Genomic DNA, 14,750 nt, shown 5'->3' on the forward strand with positions numbered 1-14,750 from the left:
AATACTCCTCTTAAAGATTTCTCGCATCATCATCTTGACAACTATATTTTGCAAATAAATCATTTTGATTTGTGTCTTCTGCTAAATCTTCTAAGTAAGCCAATGCTTTTTCAACTTTTCCTAGTTGCAAGTACGCATGTAAAACCTGGATATGATTAATAAAATCATGCCGTTGCCGCCTTAACATTTTAATCACTTCTTCACGTACTATCTTCTCTGGCATGCTTTCCATATTCTCCTCACCTTCCACGAACTAAACATCTAATAGTAGATTTTTCGCCTTAATATGGAAAAATCCTGTTTTGTGATGTATAAAAAGCTGGTATTGTAATTCATACCAGCTTTTTATACATCACAAGATATTAATAAAACAATACCTGCGTCTACAAGTAGGCGCAGGCAGTCATTTTTATTAGATAGCTTCTTCCACAGCATAAACACTAATTTGTCTGTCATAACGACCTTTACGTTCAAAAGCCACTTTACCAGCAATTTTAGCATATAAAGTATCATCTTTACCGATGCCTACATTTTGCCCTGGATGGAAGTGAGTACCTCTTTGGCGAACTAAAATACTACCAGCAGTCACAACAGTACCTGCTTGACGTTTTACACCAAGACGTTTCGCTTCACTATCACGTCCATTACGAGTGCTACCAACACCCTTTTTATGAGCGAACAGTTGTAATTCAAAATTAAACATACTCATTTCACCTCCTGTACTCTAAGATGTGAACCCTTTTAGGATTTATATTCTCAATCTCAATTAATCCAAGTATCATTGTCTCAAAAATAGCACTTGTTAATTCATCTGGAGGCGTCTTTAAACTGACTTGCAACCTGCCATTTGCAATATCAAAATCTACTTCACGTTTTAGATGTTTTCCTAATCCTAATAAAGCAGTTTGCGATAATGCAGATACTGCAGCACAAACAATATCCTGTCCATGCGGTGCTGTATTGGCATGACCCGTTACGTAAAAGCCAGTAACCATTCCAGTTAAATCACGAAAAATTTTTATTTTAATCATAAATTAAGCTTCAATTTTTTCGATTACTACTTTAGTAAATGGTTGACGATGTCCTTGACGTCTACGATAATTAGATTTTGCTTTATATTTAAAAACTAAAATCTTCTTACCTTTACCTTGTGCTTCAACTTTAGCTGTTACTTTAGCACCTGATACAACAGGTTTCCCAACAACTACTTCGCCGTCTTTAACAACAGTAAGAACTTGATCAAATTCTACCATCTCACCTTCTGCGGCTTCAAGCTTTTCAATTGTTACCACATCGCCTTCTGCAACACGGTATTGTTTACCACCAGTTTGAATAATTGCGTACATCATTACACCTCCCTATGTAAATACTCGCCGATTACGGTATAGACTAAGCTATTTTAAACCTCACCGTGCGGTTTGGGAAAGCAAATACATTGCTTACATCGTAAAATTTTATCACAAGAAAATATGCTTGTCAATCGTCAGGTGCCTGTAAAATGGAATAAACTTCAGGATGAAGCGATTCTACCCCTTCAAGAACAATTTTACAGGCGATTTCTTTTTCTAAATTAGCAATATGTCCAGATTTTTCAAAAGCAGCTTTAACCTGTGGATGAACCTGCACAATATACCCATTGGATAAATGTTTTTTTCTTGATAATCTTCTGAGATCACGGCTAATATGAATACTTACCGTTTCTGAAGATTGAATTCGCCCGCGTCCATTGCAATATGGACAGGTACTATACAAAATGCTCTCAAAATTTTGGCGTGATTTCTTTCTCGTCATTTCTACTAGGCCAAGTGCCGTAATGTCAACAACATTTGTTTTTGTTTTATCATATTTTACTTTGTCTTCTAGAACTTTCAGAATCGTTTGTCTTTGTTCTTCTGTTTCCATATCAATAAAATCAACAATAATAATCCCACCAAGATCGCGTAGTCGAATCTGTTTTGTAATTTCCTCCGCAGCTTCCATATTCGTACGAAAAACGGTATCGGCTAAATTCGTTTGACCGACGAATTTTCCCGTATTCACATCAATCACAGTCAAAGCTTCCGTTTTGTCGATTACAATAGAACCTCCTGACTTAAGTTCCACTTCTCGCTGCTCAAGCTTTCTAAGTTCATCTTCGATGCGATAATGTCGAAATATTGATTCAGTTCCTTTATATAATTTAACACGTTTCACTAAATTCGGTGAAAGTAAAGCACAAACCCGCGTATAGGCCTCATGTCGATCAATCACCAATTCATCAATATCACTATTTAAATAATCCCGTACAATCCTTATTAATAAATCAGCATCACGATATACCAAAGTTGGCGAAGAAGATACTTTATCTCTTGCAACAAGTGCATTCCAAAGATTAGAAAGATATTCCATATCTTTTTTCAAAACTTCTTCACACTGTCCCTCGGCAACGGTTCGCACAATCATTCCCATATCGGGCGGACAAATTTTCTCCGCGATCCCCTTTAATCGTTCACGCTCGTCAGTATCCTCAATACGACGTGATACACCGATATAATCAACGGTCGGCATCAATACTACATAACGACCAGGCAGAGTCAAGTGCGTTGTCGCACGCGGCCCTTTTGTGCCAATTGCATCTTTTACAATTTGTATAAGCACATTTTGCCCCACATGAAAAACATTGCTGTGAGAAATAGAACTCACTGCATTTTTAGGCAAACCATCACCAATATATAAAAATGCATTTTTATCATAGCCAATATCAACAAACGCCGCTTGCATTCCCGGCAAAACATTTTGCACTTTTCCTTTATATATATTTCCAACAACATGTTCACTCTGCGTGCGCTCTACAGCAAACTCTAACAATGTATTGTTTTCTATAATTGCCATACGTGTTTCTTCCGGAACAACGTTAACTATAATAGACTTCACAATTTCATCTCTCCAAACTTATCATGCAATCGGTGTCTTTCCAGCACAATATAATCCTGTGCGATGAACCAAGGCCTCAGTTTCACAAATCGGCATCGCAAATTGTTCCACCAATACTTTTAACACTTCACTCGGTTTTATACTGCCTGTTGGTGTTATTTTAATCGCAAGCTCCAGCACGATATGATCGTTTAAACCAATGATTTGTATCGGCCTTTGCATATATTGCTTGATTTCAATTTCTTTTTTCCCTTTTTTAGGTGAATACCGCACATAGTTTACGACTTCTGCCTGATTATAATCCGCAACAGATTTCTCTATTAAATCAAACCCACTTTGTACTGGGATTTTAATTTGATACGTCGCTAAATCAGTTAATGCCATAAGTGCTGGATTTTTTCCTTCCAAAGGTTTTGCGTGTAATAAATCAATACCATCTGGCAATGTCTGTCTAAGTTTTTCACAAAATGCATCTAAATTTACTTCTTCTTTAAATTCTATATCCATATATTCAGTTGCGCTCGTTACGCCAACAGCCAATGCTGAAGCAAATGAAATTTTCATATGTGGGTTAAAACCTTCTGAAAATGCAACCGGAGTTTTTGTACGTCGAATTGCTCGTTCAATTGCGGAAGCATAGTCCAAATGAGAAATGTACCGGATTTCTTCTCCTTTAGTAATTTCTGTGCGAATTTTTTTTATCATGCTTCACAGCTCCAATCCACTACTTTCACATCAAGATTCGTACAAACGCCACAGGCACTGCATCGACCTCTGCGACAATCTTCTGTGAATTTTTCATCTACGGCTTTTTTATATTCACGCAGCAAGAATTCTTTCTGCACTCCAGAACTAATATGATCCCATGGCAACACTTCATTTTCGTTTCGTTCACGTTGATTATAAAAGGTAGGATCTATCCCACAAGTTTCAAACGCCTGCATCCACACATCATATTGAAAATGCTCTGACCATCCGTCAAATTTAGCCCCTTGTTTCCAAGCCTCTAATATAACTTGTCCAAGTCTTCGATCACCGCGGGCAATTACCCCCTCTAAAAAACTTGTTTTTGAATCATGGTATTTAAATTGAATCGAGCGATCCCGAATTGCCTCTTTCAGCAATTGTTGTTTACGCGCTAATTCTTCTTCTGTATTTTGCGCAAACCACTGAAACGCGGTATGCGGCTTAGGAACAAAAGAAGATACACTCACCGTAACACGAGCACCACGTTTTCCCTTTACTTCTCTATATAAATTCACCACTTTTTGCGCCAAATTCGCTATGCCGATAATGTCTTCATCAGTCTCTGTGGGCAACCCAATCATAAAATATAATTTTACGCTTGTCCACCCTTGGCGAAATGCCGCAGTAACTGCTTGTTCTAAATTGGCTTCTGTAACACCCTTATTAATTACATCACGTAAACGCTGCGTCCCAGCCTCTGGCGCAAAAGTCAGACCACTTTTTCTCACTTGCTGTAATTTTTGTGCCAAATCAATAGAAAAGCTATCAATACGTAAAGACGGTAACGATACACTCACACCCTGCTCACTAAATTCATCCATGAGATGATTTACCAATTCACCTAAACAAGAGTAATCTGCAGAGCTAAGAGACGTCAATGACATTTCATCATATCCTGTAACATCAACTAATGTCTTAGCAAGTTCTAATAGTTTTTCCGGACTGCGCTCTCTAACTGGGCGATATACCACACCAGCCTGACAAAAACGACAGCCGCGTGTACAACCGCGAAAAAGTTCTAGCATAATGCGGTCATGTACAATATCAATATATGGTACAACAGGATTTTCCACAAATTCAATGGCATCCATATCTTTAACTACTCGTTTTGTAATCTTTGCCCTTACTTCTTTACAAATGGGCTGCACCTGTGTAAGCATCGAATTTTCATCATATGTTACTTTATATAAAGAAGGTACATAAATACCCTCTAATTTAGCCACACGCTGCAAAAATCCCTTTCTACCGTCTAATTCCCCTTCTTGTTTCCAGGCAATCAAGCAATCTGCAACCTCTTGCATCACTTCTTCACCTTCACCGATTACAAAAAAATCAAAAAACTCTGCAACAGGTTCTGCATTATATACACACGGCCCACCACCAACAATAAATGGATGCTCCGCTGTACGAGCTTCTGACAATAGTGGAATATTAGCCAAATCTAACATATTCAGCACATTAGAATAAATCATCTCATATTGCAGAGAAAACCCAACGATATCAAAATGATGAATAGGCGTAAACGTTTCCAAAGAATATAATTCTATCTGATGCATGCGCATTTGCTTCTCCATATCAACCCAAGGAGCAAAAACACGTTCTGCTGCTATATCCGTACGATTGTTCAAAACCTGATATAAAATTTTCAGTCCTAGATTAGACATTCCAACTTCATACACATCAGGCAGCGCCAGCGCAATGGTACAATCTACTTTTGCATGGTCCTTTTTTATCGCATTAAGTTCATTTCCAGTATATCGTGCTGGCTTCGTCACATTTTGAATTACAGCAGGTGCAAGTTTTATCATTATAAATTCATCATCCTCCAAAATTTAATCTACATAACCTCTATATCATTCTATAAAATGCGTTATACACTTTACTTTATAACTTTATAAATTTCTGCAAAATAAAGCAAAATCCTGCAATCAAACACATGTGGTCTTTGTAAGCTGCCTATAAAGCATCCAAAACCGATTAAAAAATTACATGTATCTAAATAAGTTCACCAAAACAAATTTTATAATCATATTGCGCTAACTTTTCCCACAACTGCAATTCTGTTAAAATCGCGCAAACTTGATACGTATCATCTACAACAAAAATAATATAATACCGACTTGCCTCTAAATTCTTTATAATTTCTTTCACTGGTGTGGTTTTTAAAACGATATATTGATTTGTTAACATCATACCATTACGAGTCAATGTTTCTTTTTTTTGCGTCATAATACGAACCGTTCGAAATGATATATTGCGCAGCTCCGCTCTCGCTGCACCAATTAAAAACATTGCAATAATAACTAACGATAGGTTAACCTTTCCTTCATAAAAATAATCATATCCAACTTTACCAATCATGACAGCTGAAATTCCATAACTTAACTTTACCATAAAATAAGAGGCTTTTTTATAATGCATATGAAGTGATAATAACGCTTGTAATACTCTTCCTCCATCAAGCGGCAGAGCTGGCAATAAATTTAAGAAAAACAACATAAAATTTATTTCAGATATAAAACGAATATACCAATTGGCATCCTGATAAAAATAAAATACACATGCTATAAATAAACTTAATAGCGGACCTGAAATCGCTATAAATATAACATCAGACTGCTTCGCCGCTATCAAACCATCAATTCTCGCTACTCCGCCAAACGGTAGTATCTCAATTTCTCTAACACAATATTTCAAATTCCTTGCAACACATGCATGTGTAAGTTCATGTAAAAGAATCGATAAAAAAACAATCAATACTTGATACCATAAATTCATGAATAGAAATATTGCTATTACGATAAAAAACCAGCGATTTATACGAAATGAAATACCGCCAATCTCAAATAATCGCAATCACTTACCTCCTTGTGAAGGAAAATCACCCTTTATTCTTGTTAATGGATCAATCGCTATGCCTTTTTCTCGCATTTCAAAATAAAAATTTGATTTATTATCGGCGGATTTTTTTCCACTCTTGCCAATGGTTTGCCCTTGGCTTACATGCTCGCCCTCTTTTACAAAAACTTCACTTAAATATCCGTAAACTGTTTCCAATGCTTGACCATGCTCTAAAACGACTAATTTTCCATATTTATCATGTTTGGTGACTGCTTTCACTTTTCCGATGCTCGCAGCTTTCACCGATGAATCCGTCTCAGTTTTATACTCAACTCCATTACTATCAGAGCTAAATGCGGTCATAACTTCACCATGTACAGGCATACTCATATAGCTAAGAGGATCAGCCGGTTGCGCTACTACACTCTTTACTCTCTGCAGCATTTCTTGATTCATACCTGTTGGTATATAATTTTCTGCCTGTTGTTTTAATATTGTAAAATCAATTTTTGTATTTACCAAATAACCTACACTATCATCCACCATCAACGCCAATCGCGTATCAGATAAATGAACCCCATATAAAAGAATAAAGGCAATACCTGCAATCAACATTTTTTTAAGTTCTGGGTAATTTATCTTCCGTTCTTCATACTCATACTGCCAATCATCGTTTTTTTCGAAATAGTCTTTCCACTCATTCCACTTTTTCGGCATACCATCGCCCCCTTGTACTAAGGTATATGCCGAAAACAAATAAATATACGCAAGGGTAAACAAAAAGCTATCATGTTAAGAGCGGCACGCCCAAACATAATAGCCAAAATCTAAAACATAATTTTTTGTCGTCTCATATAAATGTTTAACAGTATTCCAACCGCTAATAAGTTTGTAGTTAATGAACTAACACCATAACTCATTAAAGGCAACGGGATCCCCGTAACTGGCATAATACCAGCCGTCATGCCAACATTGACCAAAACGTGGAAAATCCACATGGAAGTGATCCCCACAGCAAGTAATGAACCAAAATTATCACGTGCAGCATTGGCAATCTTTGCAGCACGGTACAACATAATAAGATAAAGAATTAGCACAAAAGTGGCACCAATAAAACCAAGTTCTTCCCCTATAACTGCGAAAATAAAATCCGTATGATTTTCCGGTAAAAAATTCAATTGACTTTGGGTCCCGCCAAACAAACCTTTTCCAAACAACATGCCCGAACCGATGGCAATTTTAGATTGAATGATATGATATCCCGATCCTAAAGGATCAACATTTGGATCCATAAAAACCATAATTCTCATCTTCTGATAATCCTTTAAAAAATGCCAAAATATCGGCATGAAAGCGGCTCCTATGCCAAAGATGGTCATTAACAATCGTAAATTTACGCCTGCAACAAAAGTCATCCCTAAGAAAATCGCCATAAAAACCAATGAAGTACCTAAATCCGGCTGTTTCATTACCAAAATAAAAGGTAATCCAACATATGCGGCTACTGGCAGTAAATCTTTAAACGTATTCAACTTTCCGGTACGCTTATCCAGCATAGAAGCTAAAGATATAATCATTATAATCTTCGAAAACTCAGACGGCTGTAATGTAATCGGACCTATTTGAATCCATCTTTGTGCTCCCAGTGCACTTTGTCCCATAAGCATTACAGCAACTAACATAACCAGATTCAATATGTAGAGTGCATTTCCATATCTCTGCAACACTTTATAATCAAAATGCAACACAAAAAAGACCAACATACAATTAAGCAAAGCAAATATTCCTTGTCTTTGAACATACCAATAACGGTCATCACTCGGTGTATTTATATGTGTAGCACTCCCAATAACAATTAAGCTAATGACAACAATTCCTATCACAATTGCAATTAACGTAAAATCCAATTTACGAATCAATCTATTACTTAGCATTCTATCTTCTTACCTTCCATTGGCTATTAAATTCTATAAAATATTCACATATTATAATAGCATTTTCAAAAAACATATACAATAGTGAAGTACTACCATAAAATATGTACAAAGAAAAAAGCACAATTTACTTGTGCCTTTCATTATCTCTTAAATTCTGCGCTGTGCTTCATCCGCTCTATTGGAATATTGGCAACTAAGGCAACGGAAGTATTATCATTTGTAAAAGCAACTTCCATATCACGTTCGTTAATTTCCATATAATTCGAAATTACTCTAATCATATCATCTTTCAAAACGTCCATCAGTTGAGGTGAAATATTAGCACGATCATGCACTAATACTAAGCGTAGACGTTCTCTCGCTATATCTTTAGATGATTTTGATTCTTTCCCAAAAATTTTCATAATTGCATCCAACACACTTAGTACCTCCTTTACATTCCAAACATTTTTCTGAATTTAGTAAAAAAGCCCTCTGAAACGATCTCCATAAATGGAATATTTTCTCCACAAAGCCTGCCAACAATATTCTTATATGCTTTTCCTGCAGCTGAAACTGGATTCGTAATGACAGGCTCGCCACGATTCGTAGAAGTAACGACTAACTCATCATCAGGAATTTGTCCAATACAATCAATCGAGAGAATTTCATCAATATCATCCATCGCAAGCATATCGCCTTTTTTGACCATTTCCGGACGAATACGATTCACGATTAATTTGATATTATGCTTTTCAGCTCTGCCCAATTCCCCGATAATTTTATCAGCATCACGAACTGCAGAAATTTCTGGAATCGTTACAACAACAGCCGTATCTGCTGCTGAAATTGCTGTTTGAAAACCTTGTTCAATTCCAGCCGGACAATCTATAATGATATAATCAAAATCTTTCATCAACTCATTGCATAAATTATTTAACTGACTGGCATTGACCGCTGATTTGTCCTTTGTTTGTGATGTTGGCAATAGATACAACGTTTCATGCCGTTTATGACGAACCAACGCTTTTTTATAGGGGACTCGTCCTTCTGTCACATCAATTAAATCATACATGATACGATTTTCAAGTCCTAGAAGTAAATCTAAGTTGCGAAGCCCCGTATCGGTATCGATTAGAACAACTTTTTTCCCTCTTGCAGCAAAACCAACACCTAAGTTTGCAGTTGTAGTTGTTTTACCAACTCCACCCTTACCTGATGTAACAACAATAATTTCACTCATGAACTAGCAAACCTCCCGTCTATCCACCGTCTCAATAACGATATTTCCATCTTTTATCCGCGCGCACTCTGTTTTATCAACAGCTTCCAAATTATCCGGTGCTCTGGCGATCAAATCAGCAATACGAATTTGTATCGCCAACATTCTATCCGCAGTAATCGTCGCAGTCATATCGCCAAATGCACCGGCATGCACTAACCCACGACAAGTTCCCTTAATATCAATATTTCCACCTGCAATAATTTTCGCACCGGGATTTACATTTCCTAAAATCACAATTGAGCCATCACTCATAATTTCTTGCCCGCCGCGTACAGTTTGTTCAACAATCGTAACCTTTGGCGAAGTTTTTATCCCCAGTTCCTCTGTCTTCAATTCACACAACGCAGGCATAGAAGTATCCACAGCCTTTAAAGTCAGCCCATACCGCTGAAAGAGCATTGCTAATTCATCTTCTTGCTCTTTTGTTATCTTATCTGCAGAAACATTTACCACCGTACCTTTGCTAAAAAAATTAATTGCAGATTCTAATTTTATTATTAATTGTTTCACTATGCTAGAAAAATCTACAGTTTCATCAAAAACTAATTGTAATCCAGCACGACTTCCTTTAAAAACAACATCTTCGCTCATAATTACTCCTACTTTACATGCGTAGTATGTTTATCATATAGATAATTTCGCTTTTTCTTCTCATACTCCTGCTTACAAAACATAAATTATCAAAATTACTGTTTTATTGGTAATTTATCCACTTTTTCCGGATCTTCAATGTGAAAAGCGGCCTCTAATATTTTTTTGCCGATTGGCACTGCTGAAGTAGCACCGTATCCGCCTTGTTCAACTACAACAACTACCACATATTCTGGATTTTCATAGGGTCCATAGGCGACAAACCACCCATGATCATTCCCATGAGGATTTTCCGCAGTTCCCGTTTTTCCGGCAATTGCCACTGGAAAATCTTTAAACAAAGCACCTGCTGTCCCGCCTTCAAGTGCCACATTTCGCAATGACTCGCGAATAATATCCATTGTCTTCTTTGAAACAGCCAAACTCCCCAGTTTTTCTGGAGAAAAGCTTTTAATAAGACTACCATCAGGCGCTGTTATCTTACTCACTAAATAAGGTCTATACCGCGTACCCCCATTGGCAATTTGCGCATATACATCTGCAATTTGAAGCGGTGATGTAAGATTAAAACCTTGCCCTATTGCCGCATCAAAAGTTTCAGATAAATACCAGTCTTCTTCATATACTTTTTCCTTATAGCGACGATTTGCTACTAAACCTTCCGTTTCATAAGGTAAATTAATTCCCGTCTTATCTCCAAGACCAAAGATTCTTGCATATTTCTCAAGTAAATCAATGCCTAAGCGATTCCCCATTTCATAAAAATAAACATTATCAGATTTTGCTAAAGCAACTCTAAAATCAATCCAACCAAGTGCCTCTCCATCTGCATTCACCTTAGGAATAATCCAATGCTTCCCGGTATCTAAAATCTGTTCTTCCGGTGTTACCTTATTTTCTTCAAGCGCTGCTGCGCCCGTAATGACTTTAAAAGTTGATCCCGGAGGATACTCACCTGAAATGACTTTATTATCAAGCGGATGATATGCGTTATTATTAATCAAATTCCAATCTTTTGTTGAAATGCCACGTGCAAACAAATTGGGATTAAAAGCGGGTCTGCTCACCATTGCAACAATTTCGCCTGTATTAGGATTCAAGACAACAGCGGCGGCGGCTTTTGCTTTCTTATACTGCGTTTTCGTCTGTAAATAAAGCAATCGTTCATCAATTGCCTGTTCTGCAGCTTTTTGGATATTTTCATCAATTGTAAGTGTTAAATTGCAACCTGGAATCGGCTCTTTTTTCCCTAAAATCTGTACAGGTTTACCAGTGACATCCACTTCAACTTGTCCACCGCCATCCATACCACGTAATTCTTTATCATAGACTTTTTCCAAACCAAACTTTCCAATGATGTCGCCTGCTTTATAGCCTTGCCCTTTACGCGCTTCTAGCTCTGTGTCATTAATTTCACTTACATAGCCAAAAATATGCGCACCAAGCTCCATATTTACATAGTTTCTAATTGGCTGAATTTCAATTACAACTCCAGGAAAATCTTCCTTTTGTTCTTCTAATACTGTAATAATTTCCGGTCCAACATCATTTTTTATACGAATTGGATCAAAGCCAGTGTGCTGATTAATTTTATTATAAATATCTTCTTTTGTAATTTTTAGTAAGCTTGCAAGCCGTTCAACCACACCGTCAGAAACAGGTCCGGATAGCGAAAGCAAAGATACCGTAAACCCAGGTCTATTGGACACCAATAGAGCGCCATTTCTATCATAAAAAAGACCGCGTGGTGCCATAGAAGGAATCAGCCTTATGCGATTACCATCTGCTAAACGACTATAATAATCACCTTCAAAAACTTGTAAATACCCAAGCCTAAATATCAATATGAAAATAACTGCAATTCCTATAATTGATAAGGCCTCTATACGTCCTTTAAATTCTTTCGTTGTCACCACTATCTCTCCTATAATCAAGAATTAAGGCACCTTAAACAGGTGCCTTAATTCTTGATTTATTCTTTCAACAATCCATTAATCCAACAAATTAACTTATGTATCGGTAAAGCAACAATCATATTATAAATCAATAAGGGAAACATCATATAAATTACATTGTTGAATAAATCAAACCTAAATCCTAATAACAGCATAATGAGTGTAGTCATAACCCAATTGCCAATTGTAGCAATTACAATGGCCATAATTGGCAACAAAGCATGTTCCTTAAAGACTTTTTGTTCAGCCATACCAAATACATAACCAACGAGCATTTTCGACAAAATATTCATGCCGATAAATGTTCCTGACGCTAAATCTTGGAATAATCCTGCAAAAAAACCAATCATAACACCATGATCTTTACCTAATAATAAACTTGAAGATACTACAACTGCCAGCAATAAGTCTGCATGAACCCCTTGATATCCCAATTCCGCAAACAAAGTAGACTGCAACAATAACACGATAAAAATCACGATACCCCATAACAAACTCTGCTTCATTTTGAACCTCCGGCACTTTTGGTTAATGAAGCATTATCACTTTCAACTGTTGCAGGCTGCTGCGTAAGTGGCTCTGGCGGTGTTTCACGCGATGTAACAATTACAGAAACTTCTTCCAAACGTTGAAAATCCACAGTTGTCTTTAAAATAGCACATTTCAATAGACCGCCTTCATCATTGACAATAGATTCCACATCACCAATTGAGATTCCTTTAGGATAAATTCCACCAAAACCAGACGTAACAATTTTATCCCCTTCCACGATATCTGCATCGCGTGGAACATTGATCATTCGAACCATCATTTGCTTTTTATTGTCACCTGCTATAATTCCGGCAACTCTGGATTCCGCCCTCTGCACCAAACCGCCAACAGAACTTCGCGGATCTAAGATTAGCTGTACTCTCGCAGAACCTTTCACTACGCTTACAACATTACCGACAAGCCCTTGTGGGGTGATTACCGCCATGTCTTTTTGAATTCCATCATCCTGCCCTTTGTTAATCACAATGGTACTAGTCCAGTTGCTAGGATCACGTGCAATCACCTTTGCCGCAACCAAATCAAATTGATTTGCAGCTTGTTTATACCCCAACATACTTCGCAATCGATCATTTTCCGCTGTAACCTCAGCAATATTGACTTGCATTTCTCTCAGTTGCTCAATCTCAGACTGCAGCATTTTGTTTTGCTGATAAACGGTAGCAATTTCCCAAACAGCACTGGTTCCTTGACGAACCATACTGCTGACATGATTCATAATTCCTTGAAAAGGTGCCAAAACAGTCATTGTCACCTTTTCACTAATCGGTAATTGATATTTCCCCTTTGCCGTTCCAAAAAGCAAGATAAGAATAAACACAAATACCGCAATCAAGATATATATTTTTTTATTTGAGCTCGGTTCTCTTCTTACTCTGCTCATTATTTTAACTTCTTAGAGTTCATCACAATACGTTTTAAAAGATCAATACTTTCAAGTGACTTCCCTGTTCCTTCGCCAACACAAGATAAAGCATCCTCCGCAATGTGTACTGGCATTCCAGTTTCTTTGCTAAGTAGAACATTCAGATCTCTTAACAACGCGCCTCCGCCAGTCATCATAATACCATGATCCATGATATCGGCAGCAAGCTCTGGAGGTGTTTTTTCCAAAGTACTTTTCACAGCATCAATGATTTTTTGTACAGGATCTTTAAGAGCATCTCTAATTTCACTTGCTTTTATTGTAATCGTTTTTGGAAGTCCACTTACAAGTCCTCGGCCCCGAATATCCATCTCTGGATCCCCTGATGGAACAATTGCTGAACCAATGGTAATCTTAATTTCTTCTGCTGTACGCTCACCAATCATCAAATTATACGTACGCTTTATATAGTGAACAATAGACGCATCCATCTCATCGCCACCAATGCGAATAGAACGACTTGTTACAATCCCCCCTAAAGAAATTACCGCAATTTCCGTCGTACCGCCACCAATATCAACAACCATGTTACCTGTTGGATCATGCACTGGAAGTCCCGCACCAATTGCAGCAGCCATTGGTTCTTCAATCAAATAAGCTTCTCTAGCGCCAGCCTGAATAGATGCATCAATAACAGCCCTCTTTTCGACCTCTGTAATACCAGACGGTACACCGACTAATAGACGTGGTCTTACAAAAGACTTTGTATTCATAGCTTTTGCAATAAAATATTTTATCATAGCCTGTGTTATATCAAAATCAGCAATTACACCATCTTTTAACGGTCTCACTGCTACAATATTTCCCGGTGTACGGCCTATCATTTGCTTCGCCTCTTCGCCAACGGCGAGCACATCTCCTGTATCTCTCTGAATTGCAACCACGGATGGTTCACGGATTACAATGCCTTTTCCTTTTACATGTACCAATGTATTCGCCGTTCCAAGATCGATCCCCATATCATGCGATAATCCACCAAAAATATTCCACATATTAAAAATAACTCCCTTCAAAATTCAACAAAATAC

At 37.4% G+C, this 14,750-nt stretch carries 17 protein-coding genes; all 17 read right to left on the minus strand.

Annotated features, from left to right (window positions below; genetic code table 11):
* Positions 1-10 precede the first annotated feature (10 nt).
* The 17 genes from BN6559_RS02905 to BN6559_RS02985 all read right to left on the minus strand — a co-directional run bounded on the left by BN6559_RS02905 (position 11) and on the right by BN6559_RS02985 (position 14,714).
* On the minus strand, positions 11-223 hold the full coding sequence (locus BN6559_RS02905; protein WP_110956247.1) for a Spo0B domain-containing protein: 213 nt from the start codon (positions 221-223) through the stop codon (positions 11-13).
* Between the two features lie 189 nt (positions 224-412).
* Positions 413-703 carry a 50S ribosomal protein L27 gene (rpmA, locus tag BN6559_RS02910; RefSeq protein ID WP_110956248.1) on the minus strand — a complete coding sequence of 97 codons (291 nt, stop codon included), beginning with the start codon at positions 701-703 and terminating at the stop codon, positions 413-415.
* Positions 704-710: 7 nt separating this feature from the next.
* The gene (locus BN6559_RS02915) at positions 711-1,031 is read right to left on the minus strand and encodes a ribosomal-processing cysteine protease Prp (RefSeq protein WP_110953351.1); all 321 of its coding nucleotides are present in this window, start codon (positions 1,029-1,031) and stop codon (positions 711-713) included.
* A 3-nt stretch (positions 1,032-1,034) separates the two neighbouring features.
* Positions 1,035-1,346 carry a 50S ribosomal protein L21 gene (rplU, locus tag BN6559_RS02920; RefSeq protein WP_110953352.1) on the minus strand — a complete coding sequence of 104 codons (312 nt, stop codon included), beginning with the start codon at positions 1,344-1,346 and terminating at the stop codon, positions 1,035-1,037.
* A 130-nt stretch (positions 1,347-1,476) separates the two neighbouring features.
* Positions 1,477-2,913: an Rne/Rng family ribonuclease gene (locus tag BN6559_RS02925; RefSeq protein ID WP_199883701.1), complete on the minus strand. Its 1,437-nt coding sequence runs from the start codon at positions 2,911-2,913 to the stop codon at positions 1,477-1,479.
* A 21-nt stretch (positions 2,914-2,934) separates the two neighbouring features.
* Positions 2,935-3,618: a TIGR03936 family radical SAM-associated protein gene (locus tag BN6559_RS02930; protein WP_199883702.1), complete on the minus strand. Its 684-nt coding sequence runs from the start codon at positions 3,616-3,618 to the stop codon at positions 2,935-2,937.
* Complete coding sequence (locus tag BN6559_RS02935) at positions 3,615-5,468, minus strand: TIGR03960 family B12-binding radical SAM protein (RefSeq protein ID WP_110953354.1); 1,854 nt, start codon at positions 5,466-5,468, stop codon at positions 3,615-3,617. The genes BN6559_RS02930 and BN6559_RS02935 overlap by 4 nt, the downstream gene beginning before the upstream one ends.
* Positions 5,469-5,655: 187 nt before the next feature.
* Positions 5,656-6,516 carry a M50 family metallopeptidase gene (locus BN6559_RS02940; RefSeq protein ID WP_110953355.1) on the minus strand — a complete coding sequence of 287 codons (861 nt, stop codon included), beginning with the start codon at positions 6,514-6,516 and terminating at the stop codon, positions 5,656-5,658.
* Complete coding sequence (locus BN6559_RS02945) at positions 6,517-7,218, minus strand: murein hydrolase activator EnvC family protein (protein WP_110953356.1); 702 nt, start codon at positions 7,216-7,218, stop codon at positions 6,517-6,519.
* A gap of 110 nt (positions 7,219-7,328) precedes the next feature.
* On the minus strand, positions 7,329-8,435 hold the full coding sequence (gene rodA, locus BN6559_RS02950; RefSeq protein ID WP_110953357.1) for a rod shape-determining protein RodA: 1,107 nt from the start codon (positions 8,433-8,435) through the stop codon (positions 7,329-7,331).
* A gap of 143 nt (positions 8,436-8,578) precedes the next feature.
* Positions 8,579-8,857: a cell division topological specificity factor MinE gene (gene minE / locus BN6559_RS02955; protein ID WP_110953358.1), complete on the minus strand. Its 279-nt coding sequence runs from the start codon at positions 8,855-8,857 to the stop codon at positions 8,579-8,581.
* Positions 8,858-8,871: 14 nt separating this feature from the next.
* Positions 8,872-9,660 (minus strand): septum site-determining protein MinD, encoded by a 789-nt coding sequence (gene minD / locus BN6559_RS02960; RefSeq protein WP_110953359.1) that lies wholly within the window; start codon positions 9,658-9,660, stop codon positions 8,872-8,874.
* Between the two features lie 3 nt (positions 9,661-9,663).
* Positions 9,664-10,293, minus strand: coding sequence for a septum site-determining protein MinC (minC, locus tag BN6559_RS02965; RefSeq protein ID WP_110953360.1), 630 nt, complete (start codon positions 10,291-10,293; stop codon positions 9,664-9,666).
* Between the two features lie 95 nt (positions 10,294-10,388).
* Positions 10,389-12,209 carry a penicillin-binding protein 2 gene (gene mrdA, locus BN6559_RS02970; RefSeq protein ID WP_110953361.1) on the minus strand — a complete coding sequence of 607 codons (1,821 nt, stop codon included), beginning with the start codon at positions 12,207-12,209 and terminating at the stop codon, positions 10,389-10,391.
* A gap of 56 nt (positions 12,210-12,265) precedes the next feature.
* Complete coding sequence (gene mreD / locus BN6559_RS02975) at positions 12,266-12,754, minus strand: rod shape-determining protein MreD (protein WP_110953362.1); 489 nt, start codon at positions 12,752-12,754, stop codon at positions 12,266-12,268.
* Positions 12,751-13,680, minus strand: coding sequence for a rod shape-determining protein MreC (mreC, locus tag BN6559_RS02980; RefSeq protein WP_110953363.1), 930 nt, complete (start codon positions 13,678-13,680; stop codon positions 12,751-12,753). Before mreC ends, mreD begins: the two co-directional genes overlap by 4 nt.
* Entirely contained in the window at positions 13,680-14,714 is a 1,035-nt protein-coding gene (locus tag BN6559_RS02985) for a rod shape-determining protein (RefSeq protein ID WP_110953364.1), read from the minus strand. Before BN6559_RS02985 ends, mreC begins: the two co-directional genes overlap by 1 nt.
* Positions 14,715-14,750: the final 36 nt, after the last annotated feature.

The sequence above is a fragment of the Massilibacillus massiliensis genome (genome assembly GCF_900086705.1).
In the GTDB taxonomy this organism is placed as follows: Bacteria; Bacillota; Negativicutes; order FLKF01; family FLKF01; genus Massilibacillus; species Massilibacillus massiliensis.

Bases quoted from the DNA above. Each gene is read 5' to 3' on its own strand.
- BN6559_RS02905 (WP_110956247.1), bottom strand. From the start codon at position 223: ATGCCAGAGAAGATAGTACGTGAAGAAGTGATTAAAATGTTAAGGCGG.
- rpmA (WP_110956248.1), bottom strand. From the start codon at position 703: ATGTTTAATTTTGAATTACAACTGTTCGCTCATAAAAAGGGTGTTGGT.
- BN6559_RS02915 (WP_110953351.1), bottom strand. From the start codon at position 1,031: ATGATTAAAATAAAAATTTTTCGTGATTTAACTGGAATGGTTACTGGC.
- rplU (WP_110953352.1), bottom strand. From the start codon at position 1,346: ATGTACGCAATTATTCAAACTGGTGGTAAACAATACCGTGTTGCAGAA.
- BN6559_RS02930 (WP_199883702.1), bottom strand. From the start codon at position 3,618: ATGATAAAAAAAATTCGCACAGAAATTACTAAAGGAGAAGAAATCCGG.
- BN6559_RS02935 (WP_110953354.1), bottom strand. From the start codon at position 5,468: ATGATAAAACTTGCACCTGCTGTAATTCAAAATGTGACGAAGCCAGCA.
- BN6559_RS02945 (WP_110953356.1), bottom strand. From the start codon at position 7,218: ATGCCGAAAAAGTGGAATGAGTGGAAAGACTATTTCGAAAAAAACGAT.
- rodA (WP_110953357.1), bottom strand. From the start codon at position 8,435: ATGCTAAGTAATAGATTGATTCGTAAATTGGATTTTACGTTAATTGCA.
- minD (WP_110953359.1), bottom strand. From the start codon at position 9,660: ATGAGTGAAATTATTGTTGTTACATCAGGTAAGGGTGGAGTTGGTAAA.
- minC (WP_110953360.1), bottom strand. From the start codon at position 10,293: ATGAGCGAAGATGTTGTTTTTAAAGGAAGTCGTGCTGGATTACAATTA.
- mreD (WP_110953362.1), bottom strand. From the start codon at position 12,754: ATGAAGCAGAGTTTGTTATGGGGTATCGTGATTTTTATCGTGTTATTG.
- mreC (WP_110953363.1), bottom strand. From the start codon at position 13,680: ATGAGCAGAGTAAGAAGAGAACCGAGCTCAAATAAAAAAATATATATC.
- BN6559_RS02985 (WP_110953364.1), bottom strand. From the start codon at position 14,714: ATGTGGAATATTTTTGGTGGATTATCGCATGATATGGGGATCGATCTT.